This is a genomic window from Nocardia nova NBRC 15556 (assembly GCF_001613005.1).
Lineage (GTDB): Bacteria > Actinomycetota > Actinomycetes > Mycobacteriales > Mycobacteriaceae > Nocardia > Nocardia nova.
Window position 1 is genome coordinate 41,602 of record NZ_BDBN01000057.1, and the last position, 23,706, is coordinate 65,307.

The 23,706-nt window shown below is 70.2% G+C and carries 19 protein-coding genes and 2 pseudogenes; 9 read left to right on the forward strand and 12 right to left on the reverse strand.

Features of this window, described 5'->3' with window-relative positions:
• Positions 1-17: 17 nt before the first annotated feature.
• Positions 18-101, forward strand: a pseudogene (locus NN2_RS37345) (class I SAM-dependent methyltransferase); the annotation flags it as partial.
• Positions 102-514: 413 nt separating this feature from the next.
• Positions 515-853 (forward strand): hypothetical protein, encoded by a 339-nt coding sequence (locus tag NN2_RS22300; protein WP_063015812.1) that lies wholly within the window; start codon positions 515-517, stop codon positions 851-853.
• Between the two features lie 150 nt (positions 854-1,003).
• On the opposite strand, the pseudogene NN2_RS38990 reads toward NN2_RS22300, so the two are convergent.
• Together NN2_RS38990 and NN2_RS22305 are read right to left on the reverse strand one after the other, a co-directional pair.
• Positions 1,004-1,120 (reverse strand): annotated as a pseudogene (locus NN2_RS38990) (DUF3618 domain-containing protein); the annotation flags it as partial.
• Positions 1,117-1,530 carry a phage holin family protein gene (locus tag NN2_RS22305; protein ID WP_063015813.1) on the reverse strand — a complete coding sequence of 138 codons (414 nt, stop codon included), beginning with the start codon at positions 1,528-1,530 and terminating at the stop codon, positions 1,117-1,119. The gene NN2_RS22305 and the pseudogene NN2_RS38990, both read right to left, overlap by 4 nt.
• Positions 1,531-1,798: 268 nt before the next feature.
• Here NN2_RS22305 and NN2_RS22310 point away from each other — a divergent pair, with 268 nt between their 5' ends.
• Positions 1,799-2,137, forward strand: coding sequence for an STAS domain-containing protein (locus tag NN2_RS22310; protein ID WP_030517651.1), 339 nt, complete (start codon positions 1,799-1,801; stop codon positions 2,135-2,137).
• A gap of 87 nt (positions 2,138-2,224) precedes the next feature.
• On the opposite strand, the gene NN2_RS22315 is transcribed toward NN2_RS22310, so the two are convergent.
• Complete coding sequence (locus NN2_RS22315) at positions 2,225-3,262, reverse strand: LLM class F420-dependent oxidoreductase (RefSeq protein ID WP_063015814.1); 1,038 nt, start codon at positions 3,260-3,262, stop codon at positions 2,225-2,227.
• 232 nt (positions 3,263-3,494) lie between these two features.
• Between NN2_RS22315 and NN2_RS22320 the strand changes: the two genes are divergently transcribed.
• Both NN2_RS22320 and NN2_RS22325 read left to right on the forward strand, forming a co-directional pair.
• Positions 3,495-4,151 (forward strand): cyclodeaminase/cyclohydrolase family protein, encoded by a 657-nt coding sequence (locus tag NN2_RS22320; RefSeq protein WP_063015815.1) that lies wholly within the window; start codon positions 3,495-3,497, stop codon positions 4,149-4,151.
• Between the two features lie 141 nt (positions 4,152-4,292).
• On the forward strand, positions 4,293-5,033 hold the full coding sequence (locus NN2_RS22325) for a L,D-transpeptidase (protein ID WP_063015816.1): 741 nt from the start codon (positions 4,293-4,295) through the stop codon (positions 5,031-5,033).
• On the opposite strand, the gene NN2_RS22330 is transcribed toward NN2_RS22325, so the two are convergent.
• Positions 5,034-5,882, reverse strand: a complete 849-nt coding sequence (locus tag NN2_RS22330; protein WP_063015817.1) for a bifunctional 5,10-methylenetetrahydrofolate dehydrogenase/5,10-methenyltetrahydrofolate cyclohydrolase — start codon at positions 5,880-5,882, stop codon at positions 5,034-5,036.
• A gap of 179 nt (positions 5,883-6,061) precedes the next feature.
• On the opposite strand from NN2_RS22330, the gene NN2_RS22335 reads away from it, so the two are divergent.
• On the forward strand, positions 6,062-6,934 hold the full coding sequence (locus NN2_RS22335; protein ID WP_063015818.1) for a YdcF family protein: 873 nt from the start codon (positions 6,062-6,064) through the stop codon (positions 6,932-6,934).
• 49 nt (positions 6,935-6,983) lie between these two features.
• On the forward strand, positions 6,984-7,808 hold the full coding sequence (locus NN2_RS22340; protein ID WP_218022050.1) for a putative protein N(5)-glutamine methyltransferase: 825 nt from the start codon (positions 6,984-6,986) through the stop codon (positions 7,806-7,808).
• Here the strand turns inward: NN2_RS22340 and NN2_RS22345 are convergent.
• From NN2_RS22345 to NN2_RS22355, 3 genes are all read right to left on the reverse strand, one after another.
• A complete protein-coding gene (locus tag NN2_RS22345) occupies positions 7,805-8,311 on the reverse strand; it encodes a hypothetical protein (RefSeq protein WP_063015819.1) in 507 nt (168 codons plus the stop codon). The genes NN2_RS22340 and NN2_RS22345 overlap by 4 nt on opposite strands.
• 1 nt (position 8,312) lies before the next feature.
• A complete protein-coding gene (locus tag NN2_RS22350) occupies positions 8,313-9,467 on the reverse strand; it encodes a TFIIB-type zinc ribbon-containing protein (RefSeq protein ID WP_063910845.1) in 1,155 nt (384 codons plus the stop codon).
• 429 nt (positions 9,468-9,896) lie between these two features.
• Complete coding sequence (locus NN2_RS22355) at positions 9,897-11,069, reverse strand: SPFH domain-containing protein (RefSeq protein ID WP_063015820.1); 1,173 nt, start codon at positions 11,067-11,069, stop codon at positions 9,897-9,899.
• 83 nt (positions 11,070-11,152) lie between these two features.
• Between NN2_RS22355 and NN2_RS22360 the strand changes: the two genes are divergently transcribed.
• On the forward strand, positions 11,153-11,668 hold the full coding sequence (locus NN2_RS22360) for an NUDIX domain-containing protein (RefSeq protein WP_063015821.1): 516 nt from the start codon (positions 11,153-11,155) through the stop codon (positions 11,666-11,668).
• Positions 11,669-11,680: 12 nt separating this feature from the next.
• On the opposite strand, the gene NN2_RS22365 is transcribed toward NN2_RS22360, so the two are convergent.
• Complete coding sequence (locus NN2_RS22365; protein WP_063015822.1) at positions 11,681-12,508, reverse strand: SDR family NAD(P)-dependent oxidoreductase; 828 nt, start codon at positions 12,506-12,508, stop codon at positions 11,681-11,683.
• A 67-nt stretch (positions 12,509-12,575) separates the two neighbouring features.
• A complete protein-coding gene (locus tag NN2_RS22370; RefSeq protein ID WP_063015823.1) occupies positions 12,576-14,147 on the reverse strand; it encodes a succinic semialdehyde dehydrogenase in 1,572 nt (523 codons plus the stop codon).
• Between the two features lie 132 nt (positions 14,148-14,279).
• Here NN2_RS22370 and NN2_RS22375 point away from each other — a divergent pair, with 132 nt between their 5' ends.
• Entirely contained in the window at positions 14,280-14,984 is a 705-nt protein-coding gene (locus NN2_RS22375) for a TetR/AcrR family transcriptional regulator (protein WP_030517664.1), read from the forward strand.
• 15 nt (positions 14,985-14,999) lie between these two features.
• Here the strand turns inward: NN2_RS22375 and recD are convergent, their stop codons facing one another.
• The 3 genes from recD to recC all read right to left on the reverse strand — a co-directional run.
• Positions 15,000-16,880, reverse strand: a complete 1,881-nt coding sequence (gene recD, locus NN2_RS22380) for an exodeoxyribonuclease V subunit alpha (RefSeq protein ID WP_063015824.1) — start codon at positions 16,878-16,880, stop codon at positions 15,000-15,002.
• On the reverse strand, positions 16,877-20,242 hold the full coding sequence (locus NN2_RS22385) for a UvrD-helicase domain-containing protein (protein WP_063015833.1): 3,366 nt from the start codon (positions 20,240-20,242) through the stop codon (positions 16,877-16,879). Before NN2_RS22385 ends, recD begins: the two co-directional genes overlap by 4 nt.
• Before the next feature lie 296 nt (positions 20,243-20,538).
• Positions 20,539-23,706 (reverse strand): exodeoxyribonuclease V subunit gamma (recC, locus tag NN2_RS22390; RefSeq protein ID WP_082857181.1); only part of this gene is annotated, 3,168 nt, incomplete at its 5' end.

Here is a 23,706-nt window from a genome sequence, read left to right on the forward strand (position 1 = left end):
GGATTCCGGTCCGGCGGCAGAATCCGCGACTGCGGGTGGAAATCTTCGATATCGGCGCGGTCGTCTACTTTCTACGCAAGGTGATCTGGATCGTTCCGGATTCACCTCGCTCGTTCGCCGAGAATTAGCTGCCGCTCCCCCCGCAAATCTCGACATTCCAGCGAGCAACGCGCCGACGATCGCCCCCAGAAGTGAGTACTCACTTCGCCTCGGGGGCGGACATGATGCGGCGATGTAGATGACCTCATCGCCCCTCTCGCGGGAACACGACAGACATCAAGATCATCTGAAAAACAGCGACGACGTCGCCGAATCCCCCGCCGCACCCAGCAAACACCACCGGACGAGCGCGCCTGTCAACCCCCGGACACGGGTTTGCCCGCCCCGGAGTTCGGGAAATACCTTCTGAGTTTGCTAGGTATTCGCGGGTCTGTCCGCGAGAGGTACAGCGGCGGAACTAACCGGCACCAGCTCGCCGGTGGTTCCGATTGCGGACGACGCGAGGAGGACCGCCATGAGTTTTCTGGCCCTCGGCTTTCTGCGCACGGAGGTGTCCCACCTGCAGCAGGAGTGGGATGCGGCGCAGATACGTTGTCTGGCAAGACGTTTGGGTTACACGCTGTCGGAAACGGTCGCATTCGGCGATCGCACCGACAATCCGGTGCAGTTCCTGATCGGCGCGGCGATCACCCACGATGCCGAAGCGGTGATCGTGCCCAGTCTCGAGCACTTTCCCGACGCCATCGTGCCCGCCGAACTCGTCGAGGTCACCGATGTGATCACCGTCAGGCCCGAGCGCACCTACGCGCGCTGGCCCCTCGGGGAGACGCCCGGCGCCGGCGGTGCGAACTGACTCGTCAGACCGCTTGCGCCGCACCAGCCAGACCGCGGCCACCGCGCCCGCCGCCGTCACGCCGATCGCCGGTAGCGGGATCTGCTTGACGACCTGCGCGGCCCGGTCCGCATTGTCCTGAGGGGACCGGGCACCGCGGTGCAGCCGCTCGCGGGTGCGACCGGGCACGTCGAGCTTGTCGCTCAGCGCCTGCACCGTTCGGCCCAGTTCCTCGCGCGTCAGATCCCGGTCGTAACGCAACGCTTCCGGATCGGAAGGGATGTTCATCGCCGAGTCCTCTCCTTGATGACGGCAACATCTTCCCGGACATTCGCGGCGGCATCCTCCGGTATCGGCGGACTCCCCTTGCGGATGCTCGTCCGCCCGAGGAGACCGAGGACGCCGGCGACCACGGCCAGCGCGCCGGCCACGATCAACGCGGCCGCCCATGCGGGCAACACCAGCGCCAGACCCAAGATCGCCGCCGCGACCAGCGCGCCGATGACCGCGAGCCCCAGCACGGCGGCGGCACCGACGAGTCCGGCGCCGGCTCCCAGCCGTTTGGCCTTGCCCTGCGCCTCGACGACGGCGAGTTTCGCCTCCTCACGGACCAGCCGGCTCAGTTGCTCCGTGGTGGTGCCGACCAATTCGGCCACCGACGCCGTCTCCGGCGCTCGGCCGTTCTCGATATGCGCCATGACCAACCACTCCTCCGGGCGCCGATCGAATCGGGCGACCTCGCTCCGCCCGCGAGCGAACCGCCTCTCCGGTTGTGCTCGCGATACCCGGGAAATCCGCGATAACACCTCCGGCGGGGCGCACGGGCGCGGGATTCCGCGTGCGTCGCACGGTTAACTCCTTGCGCCGGAAAGCAATTGCCCGGCCGGAGAGAGTCTCGGGTACCCAGCAGGTAGATTGACAACCGTGACCAATACTTCCGGAGACGCGTATCCCCTCGCCGACGCGATGACCACCTCGGTCAGCGTGCACGACGATGCGACCGTGCTCACGGTGGCCGGCGAGGTCGACCTGGCGACCGCTCCCGCACTGGAGAGTGCGATCGAGGCGACCCTCGGCGGTAAACCCGCGGCGCTGATCATCGACCTGTTGCAGGTGAGTTTCCTGGCCTCGGCCGGTATGGCCGCGCTGGTGGCCGCTCATCAGCGGGCCGGCTCCGCCACGAGCATCGTCCTGGTCGCCGAGGGACCGGCCACCAGCAGACAGCTCAAACTGACCAATCTCGATCAGGTATTCGCCCTGCACCCGACCCTCGACGCCGCGCTCGCGGCGCTGCACCAGGGCTGATCCGGAGACCGAGTGCCCAGGGACCGAGTGCCCAGGGACTGAGCGGCCAGGGCCGGCAGCCCGGAAGCGGACTGCCGGCCACGCCGGTCAGACCAGCTCGCGCAGCTGTTCGATCAGCTTCACCCGTTCCGGCGCGGTCGCGGCGAGCGGAACCACGTTCAGCACCGTGACCCCGGCCTCCCGGAACGCCGCCACCCGCTCCTTGACGAAGCCCGCCGAACCGATCAGCGAGATGTCGCGCACCAGATCGTCGGGCACGACCTTGGCGGCCTCGTCCTTCTTCCCGGCCAGATACAACTCCTGGATGCGGTCGGCCTCGGCGCCGTAACCGTACTGAGTGGCCAGCGAGTGGTAGAAGTTCTTGCTCTTGGCGCCCATCCCGCCGATGTAGAGGGCCAGATGCGGTTTGACGAACTCCCGCAGCGGCTCCACGTTGTCGCCGATCGCCAGCGCCGGTCCGGCATAGACGTCGAGGTCGCCGAGTTCCGGGTCCCGTTTGGCCTTTCCGGCCGCCAGCGCCTCACCCCACACGTCGCCGGCCTTCTCCGGTAGGAAGAAGATCGGCTGCCAGCCCTCGGCCAGTTCGGCGGCCAACTGCACGTTCTTCGGGCCGAGCGCGGCCAGCAGCACCGGGATACGGTCGCGCACCGGGTGGTTGATCAGCTTCAGCGGCTTGCCCAGTCCGGTGCCGCGTTCGGCGGGCAGCGGGATCGTGTAGTACTTGCCCTGGTATTCCAGGCGTTCGCGCCGCCACACCTTGCGGCAGATCTCCACGACCTCGCGGGTGCGGCCGATCGGCGCGTCGTAGGGCACGCCGTGGAACCCCTCGATGACCTGCGGTCCGGAGGCGCCCAGACCGAGGACGTAGCGGCCGTCGGAGACGTAGTCCAGACCCGCGGCGGTCATCGCGGTGAGCGTGGGCGTGCGGGTGTAGAGCTGCAGAATGCCCGAGGCCAGCTGCACCCGCTCGGTCTTGGCCGCCAGATATCCCAATCCGCTCACCGCGTCGTAGGAGTAGGCCTCGGGCACGAACACGATGTCCAGGCCGGCCCGTTCCAGATCGGCGACCTCGGCCGCGACCTCTTTGAAGCCCCCCGCATAGTTGATGCCCAACCCGATTCGCATCGTATGCAACTCCGTTCATATGCAACCAGTTGCAGTGAGATTATCGCACTGCACCACCCGTCACAAACCGCGATCCGCCGCCGCGGCCGGGGTGGCCTCGGGCTCCATCCTGCACACCGCCCGTACGCCGTCCGCGACAGGGCGGTGCGGCCCGGTCGATGATCGGGCGCGCGGCCCGGTACGGTTATCGGCGTACCGCACGCCGATTCCTCGAAACGGGAGGCCCCGCAGCATGTCTCAGGACACCGCGTCGTCGCCGCACACCACGACGTTCGGAGAGTCGACGATCGGCCGCTACCTGGACGATCTCGCCGCCAAGATCCCCGCGCCCGGCGGCGGTGCGGTCGCGGCGCTGCACGCCGCCCAGGGAGCCGCCCTGGTGGCGATGGTGGCCCGCTACACCACCCGCGCCAAGGACGCCGACAACCGCCCGGCGATCGATCGGATCATCGCGGCGGCCGACGCCGCCCGTGAGCGCGCGCTGGCCCTTGCCGACGCCGACGCCACCGCCTTCACCGCGGTCGGCGCCGCCTACAAGCTGCCCAAGGACACCGACGAGCAGGTCGCGGCCCGCAAGGAGGCGATCGCCTCGGCACTGCTGCAGGCCGCCCGGGTGCCCGCCGCGGTGGTCACCGAAGCCGACGAGGTGCTCTCACTGGCCGCGGATCTGCTGCCGATCGGCAATCCGAACGTGGTCACCGACATCGGCGCCGCCGCCGACGCCGCGCGGGCCGCGGCCGCCAGTTCACAGTTGAATATCGCCATCAACGTCGGCTCGCTCGGCGACCACGAGACCGAGGAGTTCGCACCCGCGCTGCAGCGCATCGAGGAGATCTTCGCTCGTGCGGATGCACTGCACACGGACGTTCTCGCTGCCGTCGTCGGCTGATCGCATTACCACACCCCTCGGCTAAACCTCGGTTTGCCACACCGTAACTGTCGTTACGAAGCGAAAACTATTCCGGCGACCATGATCATCCGGAACTAGGATCGAGGTCCTGATCCACACACCACCTGAGGGGGTGGAGCCATGAGGACCATGATGCGTCATGTATTCCTGGCGACAGTCATAGCAGTACTGGCCGCAGTCACCACGGGCACAGCGGCAGCGGTGCTGGTAACACCACAAACCACATCCGTGGCCTCGATTTCACCGAGCAACGGCGCCGTCGTCGGAATCGCCCATCCGGTCACCGTCCGGTTCACCGCACCCGTCACCGATCGCGCCCGCGCCGAACGATCCGTGCACGTCGGCGACCGGGCCGGGACGTTCTCCTGGGCCGACGACAAGGAACTGGTCTGGAACTCCACCGGATACCTGCCGGCCGATGCGCGATTCACCGTGACCGCCGGCAACGTTCGATCCGAATTCCGGACCGACGGCGGGACCACTGCCGATGCCGACATGTCGGCGCATACGTTCACCGTGTTCATTCCGGGGCAGGCGCCACGGGTCATGCCCGCCTCGATGGGTAAGCCCGGACGCGAGACTCCGGTGGGCACCTTCCCCGTGATAGAGAAGGACCGCACCATCATCTTCGACTCCCGCACCATCGGTATTCCGCTCGACGATCCGGAGGGCTACTACCTGACCGGCGAGTTCGCCGAACGGCTCACCTCGGGCGGCGTCTTCGTACATTCGGCGCCGTGGTCGGTCGGGCAGCAGGGTAATTCGAATGTCAGCCACGGCTGCATCAACCTGGCCCCCGCCGATGCCGAGTGGTACTACGACAACGTGAGTGTGGGCGATCCGGTGACCACCCACTGGTGATCAGCGTGCCGCTTCGGCCGCCTCCACGACGTGCCGCATCAGTAGCGCGGTGGTGACGGGTCCGACACCACCGGGAACCGGACTCAGTGCGGCCGCCCGGCCCTCGACCGAAGCGGCGTCCACATCGCCGACGATGCCACCGTCGGGTCCCTCGTTGGTACCCACGTCGATGACCACAGCGCCCTCGCGCACGTGGTCGCCACCGATCAGCCCAGCCCGCCCGGCCGCCGCGACCACGATATCGGCGGCCGAGGTGACCGCCGGCAGGTCCGTGGTGCGCGAATGGCACACCGTCACCGTGGCATTCTCGGCCAGCAGCAGCTGTGCCAGAGGTTTGCCCACCACATTCGACCGGCCGACGACCGCGACGTGCCGGCCCGCCATCGCGATGTCGTGATGTTTGGCCAGCTCCACCACCGCCTGTGAGGTGGCGGGCGGGAATCCGGGCAGTCCGGCGGCGAGCAGTCCCAGCGACAGCGGGCTGACGCCGTCGACATCCTTGGCTGCGGCGATGGCCGAGCTGACGTCGTTGAGTTCCACGCCCGCGGGCAGCGGCGTCTGCAACATCACCGCGTGCACCGCCGGGTCCTCGCTGAGCTTCGCCAGCGCCTCGCGAATCTCCGCGGCACTCGCTTGCGCTCCGAGATCGGTTGTCTCACAGTCGATTCCGAGTCGTCCGGCCGCGCGCTGCAACGAGTTGACATACCACCCGCTGGCCGGATCGTCGTTGGCCACCACCAGCACCAGGCGGGGGGCGGCCCCGCCTTCGGCCAGTGCGGCGGCGCGGTTCTTCGTCTCGGCGTTGAGGTCGGCTGCGAGTTGTTTGCCGGTCAGCGGTATGGTGTCCACCCGGCCACCCTATCGGGCCGCGTACCAGCGCCCACGGCCGCCGTCACCCGCGCGAATACCGACTCGAGCGGGAGTAAATCCGGGGCCCTCACCGATTCCGGTCGTATGGTGGGCACGGCTGTGCCCATGCCCCACCCACCCAAGCGGGATCCCGCTCGCCCGGAAAGGTGTCGACTGCAGTGAACATCGCCAGACGTGTCAAACATCTTCTCGTCGCGGCCTCGGCGGCCGCGCTGCTGGCCGGACCACTCACCACGACGGCCACGGCCGCCGACGGACCGGCGCCGCTCTACAACTCGGCTCAGGAGAACTTCGTCAACGGCAACGACGCCGCGGGTCTGGCCGACCTGCGCTCGCTGCTGGACGCCACACCCGACGACGCGCAGGCGCTGGCCCTGCAGGGTATCTGGTCGGACTACACCGGCGATCTGCTCACTCGCGAAGCCGCGTTCAACCGGCTGGCGGCCATCGACCCCGGCATGGCCCAGGGGGCCCGCAATCTCATCGGCGCCATCGGCGCGGCCGTGGGCACCCTGCCCAATCCGCTGCCGGCGCTGGTCGGCCCGCAGACCGGCATCGTGGTGCTCGGCTACGGGCTGCTGCCCGACGGCAGCCTGCGCCCCGAACTGGTCAACCGGCTCACCGCCGCGTGGTTGCAGGCGATCGCGGCGCCGATGTCGCCGATCGTGGTGACGGGCGGCAACCCGCAGAACGGAGTACCCGAAGCCGCCGCGATGGCGGGCTGGCTGATCGGCCACGGCATTCCGGCCTCCCGGGTGCTGGTCGAGGACCGCGCCACTTCGACCGTGCAGAACGCGCTGTTCAGCACCCGGATGCTTCAGGACGCCGGTGCGACCAGCGCGGTCGTGGTGACCTCACCGAATCACATCCGCCGCGCGGTGGCCGATTTCATCGTCGCCGGCACCCGCGTGGTGGGGGCGATGACCTCGCTCGATCAGCTGGTGTCGCAGCTGCCGCCGCCGAGCAAGGCCGCCCAGCGCGGCATCTATCTCGACGCCACCCGCACCTTCCTGCTGCCGTCGGCCCGCTAGCCGGCGCACGGAAGATTGTGGTTGACGCCGCGCCGACAATAGTGGGGTGATCGACCCCGAATCCGACGAGTCCGCCACCGATACGATCGTGGCCGACCTGCGCCGCGCCGGATGCGTCTTCGCCGAGGAGGAAGCGGCCCTGCTCCGGCAGGCCGCCTCCTCCCCCGGCGAGCTCTCCGCACTCGTCGCACGTCGCGTCGACGGCATACCGCTCGAATATCTTCTGGGCTGGGCCGACTTTCGCGGCGTGCGGGTGGCGCTCGACCCGGGCGTATTCGTGCCCCGGCAACGCACCGCGTTTCTGATCGACGAGGCCCTCGAACGCACCGCCGCCCGGCCGGGCGATCGGCGCACCGTTGTCGACATGTGTTGTGGCTCGGGCGCGTTGGGCCTGGCCGCGACGACCGCGTTGCGCGCCGGCGGGGTGGAGGTCGAACTGGTCGCCGCCGACATCGACACCGCCGCGGTGGCGTGCGCGCGGCGCAATCTGGAACCGCTGGGCGCGCGGGTCTTCCGAGGTGACCTCTTCGCCGCGCTGCCCGGCGAACTGATCGGGCGCGTGGATCTGATTCTGGCCAACACCCCGTACGTGCCGACCGCGATGATCGCCCGGATGCCGCCGGAAGCCCGCGACCACGAACCCCGCACCGCCCTCGACGGCGGCGCCGACGGACTCGACGTGCTGCGCCGCGTGGCCGATGCCGCCGGGCGGTGGCTGACGGTCGGCGGCTGGGTACTGGTCGAGATCGGCACCGCCCAGATCGACACCGCCACAGCGATCGCCGCGGCCGCCGGACTGCGCCCCGCGATCGCGGAATCGTCCGACTACGGCGCGACGGTGGTATGCGGAACCCGGACGAGCGCCGTGGGCTAGCCGCCGATTCCGCGGCGGAGGTCGTCGGCCGTGCGCAACCGTTCCCGCACCCCCGCCAGGTCGGCCTCGAGTGCGCTGAGATCCGGTTGTGTTGCCGCCGTGGCATAGTCGGCGACTCCCGCCTCGACCGCCGCGACCGCGCGTTCGGCCTGTGCCAGCTGTGCCGTCCGCGCGTCGGAATGCAGCATCGAGATCGCGACCAGGTGGTCGTCGAGAGCCAGGGCGGACTGTTCCAGATCCGCGCGCAGAGTCACCGTTGCCGCCGTGTCGTAGGCCGTCACCGCGCGCAACGCCGTCATCGCATCGCGCAGGCGGCGGTGCAGGCGAGCCTCGGGGTCGTGGGAACGCGCCCATGCGGTCGGCGCGCGAGTGGCCGTACCCGGGACCACCTGATTCTCGGCGGCGATGCGGCGGCGCTGATGGGCCAGGGCCACCGCCCCGATCGCGACGATCCCGCCCACGATCACCACGAGGGCGAGCACGAGCAGTAGCAACACGAACATGTCATCTCCCGTGGTGGACGACGGTGGTGTGGCCGGTGCTGTGATGGTGGGTTCCGCCGCCGTGCCACATCGACAGCGCGACCACCGCGCCGATGATCAGCAGCGTGACGACCGTGACGAACGCGGCGAGTTTGACCTTGCTCCACGGCCGCTGCCCGACGACCTCACCGGTCAGGCCGTTGATGTAGACCCGGAACGGGGTGTTCGCGTAGACCACGGTCAACAGCCAGATCGGCAGCAGAATGTGCTTGTACGCCAGCGAGTTCCAGGTCGAACGCAGGTCGTGGATGTGCTGGCGGTCGCCGCCGATGTCCTCGCGCACGGTCTGCTCGATGACCTGTTCCATCCGCGTCCGGGCGACCGGGAACATCTCCTCGGCGTCGCGATCGTAGGTGCGGGCCAGGTGGCCGGCGACGTACTCGGGCGAATAACCGGTGGCCTCCGCGACCGGCCACGGTTCGAGGTCGGCGACACGGGCGCTGTCGTCGATGTCGTTGGCGAGAATCGGCAGATCGTCGAAGCGGTTGCCGACCTCGCCCATCGCCGGATACCAGCGTATTTCGGTGCGGCTCTTCAGTTCCCCGTCGTCCCAGTACCGTTCCGTGTACTCCTCCCCGCGTTCGCCGCGATACCACGTGTGCACGTCGGCGTCGTAGGTGAAGTAGGCGTGGTAGACGCTCGCCAGCGAACCGAGCCGCTTGTACTTCTTGAACGCGGTGGGCGCGAACCACCGTCCCGCGACCCACTTCTCGACGCGTTCGCGCGCCGCCTTCTCGTCGATGCGGAACGGGACCACACCGTCCACCGGCAACCGGGCCGGAGCGTTGTGCACATCGTCGCGCTGGATCGGCGTGGTGCAGTAGGGACAGCGTGTCGCGGTCAGACTGCCGACGAATGTGGTTGTGCCACCGCAATTCTGACACTTCACCTCGCGATCGCCGGTGATCTGCGGTCCGGCGGTCACGGCCTGCAGCGCGCGCAGCTCCCCCATCGCCTGCCGCAGATCCCGCGCGACGACCGGTGCCCGCGGCGCCGAGAGCGGCGAGTAGTTTCCGCAACTGGGACACCGCAACTGCTGCGAGGCGATGTCGAACACCAGCTGGCCGCCACAGGCCGTACAGGGGTAGGTACGCGTCAGTTCGGTCCGGTGCAGCATGGCCGGATCCGCGGAACCGTGCGGGTTCGTAGGAGGTGGCGCCCCAGACTCGACGCCGCCGGGTATGTCGTTCCCGGGACCGAACGGCGTCGTGCCCGGCGGCGGATGAAGCGCCGGGCCGCCGCCCACTCCCGGCCCGCGATTCGCGACCGACGGCGGCCCGGGACGTCCGGCGACCGGCGCAGGATATTCCGCACCGACGCCCACCGGTGGCGGTGTCATGCCGTCCTGCATGCGGTAACCACCGCCCGGCATCGGTGACGGGGTCATACCCCCCGGCTCGCGATAGCCACCCGGCACGGGCGGCCGCAACGGAGGCGGCGTTACGCCCTCTGGTGCGCCACGGCTGCCCGGGATCGGCGGCACTGGATACGAGTTCGGTTGTGGGCGTGGGTCGTTCATCGGTCCCCCGGTTCGGCTGAGGTGGGGCTAGCCGGCGGGAGGCGGCGGGGGCGGGGTGCCGGGCAGCGGCGGCGGACCACCGAACAACGACTGCAGCGCGGGGACGGTCGAGGCCGCGGCCCACGCGGACATGCCGGTGGTCCAGACGTTCGTCTGCGGTGTGAGGCGCCCGGCGGCGACGAACTGACGCAGCTGATCCACCGGGAACGGACCCGCCGCCTGCCCGTCCAGATCGATGTGGAACTGCTGCTGCACCGGAAGCGGCGGCGGCTGCTGCCCGTAACCCTGCTGGGCATAACCGGCGGCGGGCTGGGCGAAGGCGCCCTGCATCGCCCCTGCCATCTGCCCGCCGAGGGCCACGCCCATCCCGGCCTGCATCGCCGCGCCCATCGCCCCGCCGCCGGGATTCTGCGCGGCGGCGAGCATGGCGTCGGCCGCCTGGACCTGCTGATACCGGTTCGGATCGCGCACGTTGTCGGCGAAACCGCCGGCCTCGACACCGCGGGCCACGCCGCGGGTCATCGCCTGCTGGATCTCCTCCGGCAGCGAGATCGTCATGGTGACCGCGTCGACCCCCAGTCCGAACGACGCCACCCGCTGCGCCACGAATTCGCGCAGCTTGTCGGACAATTCGACCTGACGCCCCTGCAGATCGATCGCGCCGAGCCCGGTGGCGAGCACCATGTCGGAGAAGGCCAGCGCGACGGTGCGCCGCAGCAGATCGGTGATCTGCTCCATGTCGACCACGCTCTCGGTGCCGATCACCTGGCGCAGGAAGACGGCCGGGTCGACCACCTTCACGATGGTGGTGCCGTTGGCGCGGACCTGCACCATGCGGAAGTCGGGATCACGGACGGTCACCGGTTGCGGTGTGCCCCAGCGGAAATCGGTGACCGGCCGGGTGTTGACGAAGTACACCTCCGACCGGAACGGGCTGTTGAAGCCGTGTTTCCACCCCTGCAGGGTGGACATGATCGGCATGTTCTCCGTGGTCAGCGCGTAATGGCCGGGCTCGTAGCGGTCGGCGAGCTGCCCCCGGTAGACGAAGACGGCCTGCTGGCCCTCGCGCACGATCAGTTCGGCGCCGTTCTTGATCTCGTTGTCGTAGCGCGGGAACCGCCACGCCAGCGTGGAATTCGTATCGTCGAGCCATTCGATGATGTCGACGAATTCGCCACGGATCTTGTCCATCAGGCCCATGCGTACTTCCGTCCTCCCTCGGCGCATTCCGCCGCGCAGAGTATGGCACAAACGGATTCGCTTCGGCCGCTAGCATGGGCGTTGTGGAGCAGCGATACGTGCGCAGGTCGGGACGGGTGATCCTCGCGGACGCCGACGACCGGATCCTGCTCATCGCCTATCGCGGCACGCTGGATCCGCTGTACTGGATCACGCCCGGCGGCGGCATCGACGCGGCGGAATCGCCGGCCGAGGCGGCGGCCCGGGAACTGGATGAGGAGACCGGATTGCGAATCAGCGCAGCCGATCTCGGGCCGCAGGTGGCGGTGGCCACCGGGCATCTGGACATCCCGGGATGGCTGTCGGGTTTGTTCCGTGAGGACTATTTCTTCTACCGGCTGCCCACCAGCGGCACCGATCCGGACACGAGCGGGCTGCTGAGCTACGAAAGCACCGTCATCGACGAATTCCGCTGGTGGAGTGTCGGCGAGCTCGCGAGCACCGACCAGCAGGTGTATCCGCTGGGTCTCGCCGGGCTCCTCGGCGAGCTGCTGGCGGGGCGGATTCCGCCGGAGCCGGTCACGCTGCCGTGGCGTGACCGGCGCGACGAAGCCTCGTGAATCGGCCGCGTCTCAGGACTTGCGACCGGTGAATTCGTCCATCGAGTGGTAGACGCCCACCTTGTTCAGGTAGAAGTCGCGCACCTTCAGCGGCAGCAGACCGGAGATGGCACGGTTGAGCCGCGAGGTCCACGGCAGCACGACCAGCGCCGCACCGTTCTTCATCTCCCGCCACGCGGTGTCGACGACCTCTTCCTGCTCGAGGATCGGCGTGAACCAGAAACCCTTGGCGCCGTTGAACATTCCGGTGTTGATGTAGGTCGGGCACACCGTGGTGACCTTCACGTGCTCGTTGCCGGACTGCTCGAGTTCCAGGCGCACCGAATCCGACCAGCCCAGCGCCGCCCATTTGGACGCGGCGTAGACGCTCATGCGCGGATTGGACACCAGCGCCGCCGAGGAGGCGATGTTCAACACCCGCGCCGGGGTTTTACGCTGCACCATCGCGGGCAGGAATTCCAGCGCGATGTACATCGGCGCCAGCGAATTGATCGCCATCGTCTGGTCGATGTCGGCACGGTTCTCGGTTTCCCAGAAGTAGCCGTTGCCGCGCACGATGCCGGCGTTGTTGACCAGCACGTCGATATCGCCGACCTCCGAGCGCACCGCGGCCGCGGCGTCGATGATCGACTGCTGGTCGGAGACGTCGACCACGCAGTGGTGCACCCGGCTCACCGATCCGGAGGACAGTTCGGCCGCGGTCTGCTTCAGCGCGGTCTCGTTGACATCCCACAGCACCACGTCGGCGGCCTGTTCTCGCACCGCGCGCTGGGCGAAGGATTTGCCCAGGCCCATCGCCGCGCCGGTGATCAGTACCCGCTTGCCCGCGACCGTATCCATATCCGTTCCTCTTCCTGCGTACCCGAGTCCCTCGTGCCCGAAGTCCCCTGTGCCCGAGCGGGCGAGATCATTTCTGCCGCAACGCCTTCATCACGCCGAAGTAGAGCGTCATGGTCTTCGCCCACAGCGCTTCCGACATGCCCGGCAGCGGCGCGAGCGGCAGCGCGCGCTGGACCGCGATGGTTTGGGTGTCGACGTATTTGAGCAGCCCTTCGGGACCGTGGCGGCGGCCGCTGCCGGAGATGCCGAGCCCGCCGGAGGGGGCCGCGACACTGCCCCACGCCGCGATGAAGCCTTCGTTCACGTTGACCGACCCGGCGTGGATGCGGGCGGCGATCTCGCGGGCGCGTCCGGTATCGCGGCTCCACACACTGGCATTCAGGCCGTAGGCGGTGTCGTTGGCCTGGTCGACGGCCTCGTCGTCGCTGTGCACGCGGTAGATCGAGACGACCGGGCCGAAGGTCTCCTCGCGGTAGACCGTCATACCCGGGCGCACCCCGGCCAGCACCGTCGGCTCGTAGAAGTACGGACCGAGGTCCGGGCGCGCGCGGCCGCCGGCCAGCACGGTCGCCCCCTTGGCGACGGCGTCCTGCACATGTTCGGTGACCGTGTCGAGCTGGCGCGCGAAGGTCAGCGACCCCATCTCGTAGGAGTAGTCCAGCGCCGAGCCCAGCCGCAAAGACTGTGTGGCGGAGGTGAATTCGCTGACGAACCGGTCGTAGACACGGTCGTGCACATAGATGCGCTCGATGGATTCGCACAGCTGCCCGGCCGAGGCGAAACAGGCGCGCACCGCGATCTTGGCGGCCGCGCTCACGTCGGCGTCGGCGAGCACCAGCAGCGGATTCTTACCGCCCAGTTCGAGCGAGTAGCCGATCAGCCGCTCCCCCGCCTGCCGGGCGATGGTGCGGCCGGTGGCGCTGGAACCGGTGTAGTCGACGTAGTCGGCGTGCGCGATCACCTCGCCGCCGATCACCGAGCCGCGGCCCAGCACCGCCTGCCACAGGCCCGCGGGCAGTCCGGCGCGTTCGGCGGCGTCGATCGCCCACAGGGCGGTGAGCGCGGTCTGGTTGTCCGGGCGCGCGACGACCGCGTTACCGGCCATCAGCGCGGGCAGCGCGTCGGAGGCAGCGAGGGCCAGCGGGTAGTTCCACGGCGAGATCACCGCGACCACACCCTTGGGCCGGTTGCGGACCTCGACCTTGGTCAGCACCGGCAGCACACCGCGCGGGGTGCGCGAGGCCAGCAGCCGTTCGGCCGCGGCGGCGTAGTAGCGGGCGTTGACCGCCACGTCACCCACCTCGTCGAAGGCGTGCACGCGGGACTTGCCGGCCTCGGTCTGGACGATGTCGAGGATGGTGTCCTGTTCGGCCAGGACCAGGTCGTGGAACCGGCGCAGCACCGCGGCGCGTTCGCGCACCGGAACCCGCGCCCACTGCTGCTGGGCGCTGCGGGCGGTCGCGAAGGCGGCGTCGATATCGGCGGTCGACGACTGCGGCAGATCGGCGATCTTCGCGCCGGTGGCCGGGGCGAAGACCGCCACCGAGGGGGCGCCACCCGCGGTGGCGTGCGCGAGCAGGCGGTCCACCGACTCCTGCGGCAGGGCCGGGGCGGCGGCGAGGTCTGGGGCGGTCGTCATTGTCGGCCCTCTCGGTCGGCAGGCGCTCAACAATTTGTTGAACACCAGTGTTAGATTAACACCGATGTTAGATTAATGGGGCGATGCCGGGCCATGTCAAGTCCGCACGACCGATCAGGGAGGTACCACGGGATGCCGCAGGACGGGGTGGTCACCACTCACAACGGCGCCGCTCGCCGGGGCCGGCCGCCACAGACGCGCGCGCAGGCCGACGAGGTCCGCTCCCGCATCGTCACCGCCACCGCCGCGGTGTTCACCGAATTCGGTTCGCGCGGACTGAGTGTCGCGCGGATCATCGACCAGGCCGGAATCTCGCGGCCCACCTTCTACCGCTATTTCGCCAACGCCACCGCCCCGCTCGATGTGGTACTCACGCAGTCCAACGAGGGCCTCGTGGGTGGCATCCGCAAGGCGTTGGAAGAGTCCGACGAGCCGGTGGCGCTCGGCATCGGCATCATCGACGCGTACCTGGACTGGGCCCGCGGGCACGGGCCGATGCTGCGGCCGGTGTTCGCGGAACTGCACGATCCGGCCTCACCGGTCTCGGCATACCGGGAGCAGGCCTTCGACGACATCCGCGCGCTGGTGCGGGAGAAGTTCGCGGTGCTGGACCGGCAACTGCCGGCGCCGCTGGACCTCGACACCGCGCTGCAGGTCTGCGCATTCGTGGTCTACCAGGTCTCGCTGGCCACCGCGCCGGGCGCGGACCCGGATCCCGATGCGGTCGCCGAGGCCCGGCTGACGATGATTCGCACCGTTCTGGTCACCCTGGGGCGGCGCGAGGATGTCGAACTCGCCCTGACGATTCCGGGAATCTTCCTCCCCGTGCAGGGCTGACACCGGCAGGACAGATCAGCCGCGCAACCCGCTCGCCCGCAGCACCCGCCGCGAGATCCCGGCCTCCAGTGCCTCCGCCGTGCCGATGATGCGCACCCGCTGCCGGGCGCGAGTGATCGCGGTATAGAGCAGTTCACGGGTCAGCAGCGTCGACTCCGGGCCCGGCAGCACGATCGTCACCGCACCGTACTGGCTGCCCTGGCTGCGGTGGATGGTCATCGCGTACACCGTTGTCACACCCGGGAATTGGGTGGGATGCACCAGATACGGCTCGCTGCCGCGCTGCAGCGCGGCGCGCAGGCCACCGTCGGCGGACCGCACGATGACACCGGTGTCGCCGTTGTAGATGCGGGCCTCGTGGTCGTTGGCGGTCACCAGCAAAGGCTGGCCGGGAAACCATTGTCCGGCAGCGGATTCCGTCCCGATTCCGGCCGCGGCGACCCAGCCGCCGGCCATCCGGTCCCACCGTTCGACACCGAACGGCCCCTGCCGGTGCGCGCACAGCAGGCGATGCGATTCCATCGCCTGCAGCGCGGCCGCGGCGTCGCCCGCCTCGGCGGCGGTGGTGGATTCGCGGGCGGCGCGCACCACGTCGGCACGCACCTCGGCGATGTCGTCGGGTTCGTGCAGGGACAGTTCGGTACCGCCGTCGTGCAGCAGCGCCAGCGCCGTCTCGGCGTCCCCGGCGCGCACCGCCACCGCCAGATCGGCGATCCGGCCACCGAACCGGCGGCCACGGGTGAGTCGGATCATGCCGCCGCGCAAGCGGTTTCGTTCCCGTTCACTGAGATCTTCGGCGCCGGCCACCGGACCGGAACCGGTGTCCAGGATCTGCTCGAGGATCGGATTCGGCGGGCCGGCCACCGGTCCCGCGACCAGATCGGCGAGGACGGCACCGGCGTCGACCGAGGCCAGCTGGTCCGGGTCGCCGACGAGCACCAGCCGCGCGTCCGGGCGCACGGCGGGCAACAGCCTGCTCATCATGGTCAGCGACACCATGGAGGTTTCGTCGACGACGATGACGTCGTAGGGCAGCCGGTTGTGGGCGTGGTGACGGAAGCGGGTGGTGCCGCCGCGCTGCCAGCCCAGCAGCCGGTGCACGGTCGCCGCGGTCAGTTCCGGGAGGTCGAGGTCGCCGGCCTGTTCGCGCACCGATTCCTGCAGGCGCGCAGCGGCTTTGCCGGTCGGGGCGGCCAGCGCGATGCGCAGGGGCGCGGTGTCGGCGACCGCGCGCTGGTGCGCGACCAGCAGGGCCAGGATGCGGGCGATGGTGTGGGTCTTACCGGTGCCGGGACCACCGGCGACGACCGTGGTCCAGCTGGTGGCGGCGACGGCGGCGGCGATGCGCTGGCGGTCCGGGGCGGCGCCGGGTCCGCCCGTCCCCGGGAACAGCCGGTCCAGTTCGCGGCGCACGGTGTCCGGGTCGACGAGCGGATGCCCGTGCGCACGGTCCGCCAGTACCTCGCGGATCGTCTGCTCCTGCCGGTAGTAGCGGTCCAGATACAGCAGCGGCCCGCCCTCGGATTCGACCAGCCGCAGGGGGCACAACGGGCCGGCGGGACTCCCGCACACCAGCGGGCTCGCGCGCAACTGACCGCACAGGCTGTCGACGTCCGGCCAGGGCAGCAGAGCGGGATCGACCGGTTCCGCCTCGCCGAGATCGAAACCCTCGCCGTCGACACCGATTTCGTGCATGCGCCGCAATTCCAGGCACACCGATCCCGACCGCACCGCACGCACCGCGAGCGCGGCGGCCAGCAGGACCTGCTCCCCGGATTCACCGCCGAGCCGGCCCAGCCGCAGTGCCACGTGCACGTCGGCCGCCGACAACACCCCGGCGGTGTTGAAGGTCCGCAGCAGTCCGGTGGCGCGCTGCGCCACAGCGATCGCCGTCACCTGCTGTCCTTTCCGGCCAGCAGATCCGACAGCGCCACGATCAGCTCCGCCGGTGGGTCCCAGTCGAAGACGCCGTGGCCGGGCGGGGTCGCCGGGCCGATCATGGCGCGCACGAACAGATAGCGCACTCCGCCGAGGTGGCGAGCCGGATCGTAACCGGGCAACCGCCAGCGCAGATAGCGGTGCAGCGCCGCCGAATACAGCAGGGCCTGCAGCGGATAGTGCGAGCGCATCATCTCTTCGGCCATCCGGTCGCGCCGATAGTGCGCGACGGTCAGTTCACCGGTGCCGAGCCGGTTGGTCTTGTAGTCGACGACGAGGAAGCGGGGGCCGTCGGTCCGCAACACGGCGTCGATACTTCCGGTCAGATACCCGCGCAGCGGAACGTCGTCGAGCAGGTCGAGGGCATCGGCGTAGGTGGCGAACGGATCGTCGGACCGCAGATGTTCCCGCAGGAGAGCTCCGATGCGCCGGACGGTCACCCGCTGCGCCACCGGGTCGTCACCACCCGCGAGCGGCAGTTCGAATTCCAGTTCGTTCAACCGATCCCGGGAGCGGATATCGGCCAGCGCGACCGGATCGCACGGGGTGCGCAGCACCGCGACGAGCGCGTGGGCGAGTGCGCCGGGATCGATGTCGGCCATGAGTTGCTCGACGGCCTGTTCGCAGCGCATCCGGACCTCGGCGGCCAGATCCGGCGCGTCGGTATCGACCAACTCGAGCACACCGTGCACGAGGGTGCCGAATTCGGCGCCGTAGGGCAGATCGTTCATCAACGACGGTGCCGCGCCGGCGAACTCGTCGTCGGACCCGAGGCCGGGACCGAGTTCCGGCGCGGGCGTCAGCGGCTCGTCGGCGCCGCCCTCAACTGCCTCCGTGGCTGCGAAATCCGTTGTGCCATGCGCTGTTTCATGCGCCGACGCGGTGAGCGCCGAGTACGAGGTACGGCGCCATTCGTGGTCGACGGAGCGGGTGAATCGCGCGGCCTCGAGTGTCTTGTCACCGGTGTGGTCACGTTCGGTGCGCAGCTGCGCCTCGACCGCCGCGCGGACGGGTTCGATCTCGATCAGGCCAGGACCGGCAGCCGCGGCCCATTCGCGCAACTGCTGCAACACGATCGGATCCGCGGGCACCTCACTGCGCGCCGGCACGTCGGCGCTGCCGGGGGCGCGGCCCAGGATCATCCGATGCAGCGGTGCGGCGGCCGTACCGTAGGCCGGCGCCCACCAGGCCACCACCTGGCACTGCGCCCGAGTCACCGCGACATACAGCAGCCGCAACTCCTCCCCCGCCTCCTCGGCCTCGCAGCGGCGGCGGTGCTCGGCGTAGCCCGGCGCTTCGGGGCCGCCGACGTCCAGGACCCGTTCGTCGCCGTCGTGGAACAACAGCGTCGACGGATTGGGGTTCTTCGCGCCGTCCCACGCGAAAGGCAAGTAGACGACAGGGAATTCCAGGCCCTTGCTGGCGTGCACCGTGGCGATCTGCACCGCGGCCGCGTCGCGGTCGAGGCGGCGGCTGCGTCCCGCGACCGCGCCCGAGGCCGGATCGCGCACCCGGTCGGCCAGCCAGCGGGTGAGCGCGGTGAGCCCGAGCGATTCCCGCGCGGCGACCTCGTCGAGCAGTTGCGCGATATGCCGCAGATCGGTCAGGCGCCGTTCGCCGCCGCTCTGGGCCAGCAGTCGCGGCGCGGGCTGGGCCTGGGCGGACAGCCGGTCGAACACGGCCGCGAAACCGGAGCGCGCGAACAGCCGGGCCGCGTCGCGCAGCTGGGTGCTGAGCCGGCCCACCAGATCCGCGCCACCGGCGTCGATATCGGCCGCGGACAGGCCGAGCAGCGGGGTGGTGGCCGCCAGCCGCACCCGGTCGCCGCGATGCGGTTGTTCCAGCGCCCGCAGCACCCACAGCCAGTCGGTGGCGCTGCGGGTGGCGAAAACGCTGGCGCCGCCGGCGAGGACGGAGGCGACACCGGCGCGGTCCAGTTCCGCGCGCACCAGGTCGATTTGCGCGCGGGTGCGGACCAGCACGGTGATATCACCGGGGCCGAGTGCGCGGTCGCCGATCCGCGCCCCGGATTCGAGGGTGCGGACGATATCGGCGGCGAGGTCGGTGGCCACGCGATCGCGCTGGCGGCCCACCACCGGGAATCCGCTGCCGTTCAACGCTCCGGCGCCCTGGCGGGGAAAACACCTGAGCCGCAACGGAACCGCCGCACCCTCGGGCCCGGTGAGCCGGCTCTGCGGCCGGACCGCCGTGACCGGCGGCACCGTGATCTGCGCATGTCCCAGGGCCGCGCCGCCCAGCAGGTGATGCAGCGCCGCCAGCAGACCGGCATCGCTGCGGCGGTTGGTGTCCAGTTCGCGACGGGTCTCGGCGTGGGCGACCGCGTCCAGATAACTGAGGACCTCGGCGCCGCGGAAGGCGTAGATCGCCTGTTTCGGATCGCCGACCAGCACCAGGGTGGTGTGGTCGTGGAAGACGCGCCGCAGAATATCCCACTGCAGTGGGTCGGTGTCCTGGAATTCGTCGACCAGCGTCACCCGGAAGCGGTCGCGGATGCGGCGGCAGGCACGCTCGCCGTGGACCGGGTCGGCGAGCACGTCGTGCAGCAACACCAGCTGATCGTCGAAGTCGCGGATGCCCGAAAGCCGTTTGCGCCGATCGACTTCCGCGCGCACCGCGGCCGCGAACGCCGCCGCCTCGGCCGCGGGGTGATCGCCGAGCTCCTTTCCTGGAACCAGCCGCGCGCGCCGGTCCGCCACCGCGGCCGCCGCCAGCGACAGCGCCTGCCGCACCGGCATCGGGGCACCGCCACGGGCGTAGCGGGCCAGATACAGATCCTCGGCGACCGTGCTCACCAGTTCCTCGATGCCCTCGACCAGCCGCACCCGCGGATCGTGTTCGCCTGCGATGCCGAGTTCGTCGAGCATGCGCTGACAGAACCCGTGGGTGGTGGAGATGGTGCCGGCATCGAAATCCGACAGCGCGGCGACCAGCCGCCGGCGCCGCCGCGCCACCTCGGCCGGGTCGGCATCGGCCAGATGCGCGATCAGCTCGTCGGCACCGGCGCGCGCGGCCGCCGGATCGTCGAGGGCCGCCGCGACCGTGACGAACCGCTCCCGCGTGCGTTCCCGCAACTCCTGGGTCGCCGCCCGGCTGAAGGTCACCAGCAGCAACTGCGAGATGTCGACCAGCCCCTCGGCGACGAACCGCACCGCCAGCCCGACGATGGCGTAGGTCTTCCCGGTCCCCGCGCTCGCCTCGAGAACGGTTGTCCCCGTGGGCAGGTCACCGCACAGGTCGAATTGGCCGAACAGTGCGGAGCCACCTGGACGGACGCCCCTCGAACGCAGAGCGTCGCCGATGCGCCCGGGATCGGAGGATGCACCGTCTCTGCGGTTGAACGACGCGTGGACGGGCGCCGGTTCGGATTCCACGCCGGCGAAGCGCGCGGCCACACGTCCGTCCGCATGTCGGGCCTCATCCGCCTGAGGCGCAGGACTGTGATTCTCCGCCCCGTCGCCGGACTGCACCTCATCCACGGCGAAAAGCTCTCCGGCGTCGACTGTTTCGTTCGTGGTACGAGTGTGCCGGCGGTGAGTGGTGGCGTGCGCCGCCGCTTCCGGGGTGCGCAGATCGGCGACGGGGAACAGTTCCTCGGTCATGGCTGCCCCTGGGATTCGTTGGCCAGCAGCGGATTCCACAGTCGCCGGGCCACCGAGCCGAATGTGGTGGTTTCGCCGTACCGGTCCGGTTCGGGCAGCGGGGTTTCCAGTTGCTCGAAGGCCGGTTCGGGTCCCCGGATGTAGGTCAGGTAGCGGTCGGTGTGGTCGCCGAACGGGCGCGGCCCCTTCGGTCCGCCGTAGAACTCCTCCTCCGCGGCGGCGCGGGCAGAGTCGAGATCGGCTCCGCGGCAGCGGCGTTCGGCATAGACCGCCGATGCCGACGGCGCGAACGACAGCGGTTCGGCCAGGCCATCCTCGCGCAGATCGGCCAGCTCGCGCAGCAGGTCCGCCGCGAGCGCGGGGGCCGGTGCGGTCAGCGACGAACGCCAGGCCGGGCGGCCGAACTTACCGCGTCCGATGCTCACGGCCTGCCAGCTCTGATGGCGTTCGGTGGCGGCCAGCGCCAGCAGCCGCACCCACGCCGCCATCCGATGTTTGGGCGCGAGGCGGGAATAGGTGGTGCGTACGACCGCGTCGTCGTGCACATCGGCGACCGTCCCGGTGAGCCGCCGCCCCGATCCCAGATCCACCGCGATATCGATGGTGCGCGCCGGCGCCTGCTGCAGTGGCGCGGCGACCTGCACCAGCCGGTCGACCGTGGATTCCACCTCGGCCAGCACCGCCGCGCCGAGGCCGAAGGGCGGCAGGGTTCCGCGCCGCCATTCCGCGGCGCGCAGGGCAGCCGGATCCGCGCCGGTGAGCCGGGCCGCCAGCATGCGTTCACCGATATTCCAGGTGGCCAGCCCGGTCAGTTCGATGGGCAGGCGTTCGTCGATGTCCTCGTCCTCCTCCGGCACCCGGATGCCCAGGCGCTGCCACAGGAAGGCCCGGATCGGATGTTCGGCGAACGAGACCAGTTCCGCCAGTTCGACATCCGTGCGCGCCACGGCGGGCAGCGGGCCGGGCAGCCACGGCGGACTCGGTTGCGCGGGGCGCGCCGCGGCGCGGGCGGCGGCCAGCGCGAGAGTGTCGAAACCGAACGGGTCGCGCGCGTCGAAGTTGCTGCCGTCGTAGGCCTGCAGCGGATGACGGCGCACCACGTCACCGGTGCCGCGGTGGGCGCGCACCACATCGATCAGTTCCGCGAGCGGCGTGACCGGCGGCCGGGGCGTTCCGGTCACCGGATCGGCGCCGGTGTAGAGCACGACGAGACGGTCTTCGGCGGCGAGGACGGCATCGAGTAGCAGTCCGCGGTCCTCGCTGCGCGAATCACGTTCGCCGACAAGCGGTTCCCGCGCGGTGACGTCGTCGCCGTCGATGCCGCCGGTGCGCGGAAACACCTCGTCGTCGAGCCCGAGCAGCACCACCACCCGGTGCGGGACCGACCGCATCGGCGCCAGGCCACAGACGGTGAGCTCGCCGGTGCGGTAGTTCGAGCGCGGCGCCCGGGCCCGCGACCGCGCCCGCAGGGCCGCGATCACATCGGGCAGCCGCAATTCGGCCGCATCCGCGTGTTCGAAGGCGGCGGCGAGTTCGCGCCGCGCCTGCACGCCCTGCCAGGCCGCGGCGGCCGGCAGATCGGTGAGCAGATCGAGCGCGCGGTGCAGGATCTGCAACCACTGCCGCGCGGGTCGCGGTGTGCCGGCGGGTTCGGCCGGGGTGGGTCCGCTCAGATCGCGCACACAGACAGCGAGCCGGTCGACGAATTCGGCGAACCGCCCCGCCAGGTCCACATCGCCGGAGTCGACGTCCTCCAGCGGCAAGGCCAGATCCAGCCAGTCCTCCCCCGATTCCCCGGCGGCGACGCCGAGCAGAATCCGGTCGACGGCCGCGTTGAGGGTGTTCTGGCCGAATTCGGCGAGGCCGAAGGCCTGCCGCTGCCGTTGCCCGATCCCCCAGCGGGCGCCGGTTTCGGCGGCCCATTCGCGCAGCCGCTCGATATCGTCGTCGTCGAATCCGCAGCGGTATCGCACGGGTTCGGTCGCGGCGAGGTCGAGCACCTGGGTGACACCGACGCGTCCCTCGGCCAGAGCGAGCAGGTCCTCCAACACCGCGAGCACCGAATTCGCCGCGCCCGCACTGCGCTCGGCGGGCCGCACCCGCAATCCGTGCGCGGGATTCGCGTCGGGATCGTCGAGAGCGGCGGGCCCCTGGCCGAAGGCGGCCCGCACCAGCGGCGCATAGCCCTCTGGATCGGGGCACAGCACGATCACGTCGCGCGGTTCCAGGGTGGCATCGCGCTGGAAGAGCCCGAGCAGGACGTCACGCAACACCTCCACCTGCCGGGCTGGGCCGTGGCAGGCGTGGATCTGCACGCTGTCGTCGCCTGTGCGCGCCACCGGCACCGGCGGCCAGCAGTCCGCTCGGACGGCGTCCTGCAGCTCGGAAAGCACTGTGCCCGAACGATTCCCGGCGTCGATGCGATCTGGTTCGGGCGCATGATGCCGATCGGCGAAGTCGACGGTCGCCAGCCGGTTCTGGACTTCCCGGACGTCGCGGCCCAGCGCTCCGAGCAGCGGGTGGCGGGCGATCGGTTCGGCGACCACGCGCCGGGGAGCGGCGGGACGGGTTCGCACGATCGTCGCCGCACCCGCGGGCCCCGCACTACCTTCCTCGATCGCGGCGGGTCCGGCCGGACGGGCGAGTTCGGCACCCTCGGGGTCGGACGCGCGCAGCCGCTCCCACAGCGCCGGGCTGGGATGGACGAGCCAGATGTGCACATCCCGGTGTTCTGCCACCGCCTCCAGCACCGCGAGTTGCGCGGCCGGAATCCGGGGCAGCCCGAAGATCGAAAGCCGCTGCGGCAGATCGATACTCGCGGGATCGGTGCGCAACCGGCGGCAGACGGTGTCGAGCCGCTGTGCCGGTGCGGGGACGCCGATCGCCTCGCGCACCCGCCGCCACAGGCGCGGCTGCCACAGTAGGTCCTCCGGCAGGTCGGCGCCGCGGCCGTCGGTATCGGCGCCGTCGCCCCAGTCGGTGATCAGGGTCGGGCGGGTGGCGCCGTAGGTGTCGAACAGGGTCGCGATATGGGTCGCGGTGCCCAGCCGCCGGCCCGCCCGGTACGCCTCGGCCGGGCCGGCGCCCACCCCCAGATGCCGGGCCAGGACCGCCGCCCAGGGTTCGCCGATCGCGGCGTCCATCGCCGCCAGCACCGGCCACAC

What these genes read in the sequence shown, in the direction of transcription:
- NN2_RS22310 (WP_030517651.1), top strand. Translation starts at nt 1,799, where the DNA reads ATGACCACCTCGGTCAGCGTGCACGACGATGCGACCGTGCTCACGGTG.
- NN2_RS22300 (WP_063015812.1), top strand. Translation starts at nt 515, where the DNA reads ATGAGTTTTCTGGCCCTCGGCTTTCTGCGCACGGAGGTGTCCCACCTG.
- NN2_RS22345 (WP_063015819.1), bottom strand. Translation starts at nt 8,311, where the DNA reads ATGTTCGTGTTGCTACTGCTCGTGCTCGCCCTCGTGGTGATCGTGGGC.
- NN2_RS22315 (WP_063015814.1), bottom strand. Translation starts at nt 3,262, where the DNA reads ATGCGAATCGGGTTGGGCATCAACTATGCGGGGGGCTTCAAAGAGGTC.
- NN2_RS22355 (WP_063015820.1), bottom strand. Translation starts at nt 11,069, where the DNA reads ATGGGCCTGATGGACAAGATCCGTGGCGAATTCGTCGACATCATCGAA.
- NN2_RS22375 (WP_030517664.1), top strand. Translation starts at nt 14,280, where the DNA reads ATGCCGCAGGACGGGGTGGTCACCACTCACAACGGCGCCGCTCGCCGG.
- NN2_RS22365 (WP_063015822.1), bottom strand. Translation starts at nt 12,508, where the DNA reads ATGGATACGGTCGCGGGCAAGCGGGTACTGATCACCGGCGCGGCGATG.
- NN2_RS22305 (WP_063015813.1), bottom strand. Translation starts at nt 1,530, where the DNA reads ATGGCGCATATCGAGAACGGCCGAGCGCCGGAGACGGCGTCGGTGGCC.
- NN2_RS22320 (WP_063015815.1), top strand. Translation starts at nt 3,495, where the DNA reads ATGTCTCAGGACACCGCGTCGTCGCCGCACACCACGACGTTCGGAGAG.
- NN2_RS22325 (WP_063015816.1), top strand. Translation starts at nt 4,293, where the DNA reads ATGAGGACCATGATGCGTCATGTATTCCTGGCGACAGTCATAGCAGTA.
- NN2_RS22370 (WP_063015823.1), bottom strand. Translation starts at nt 14,147, where the DNA reads ATGACGACCGCCCCAGACCTCGCCGCCGCCCCGGCCCTGCCGCAGGAG.
- NN2_RS22350 (WP_063910845.1), bottom strand. Translation starts at nt 9,467, where the DNA reads ATGCTGCACCGGACCGAACTGACGCGTACCTACCCCTGTACGGCCTGT.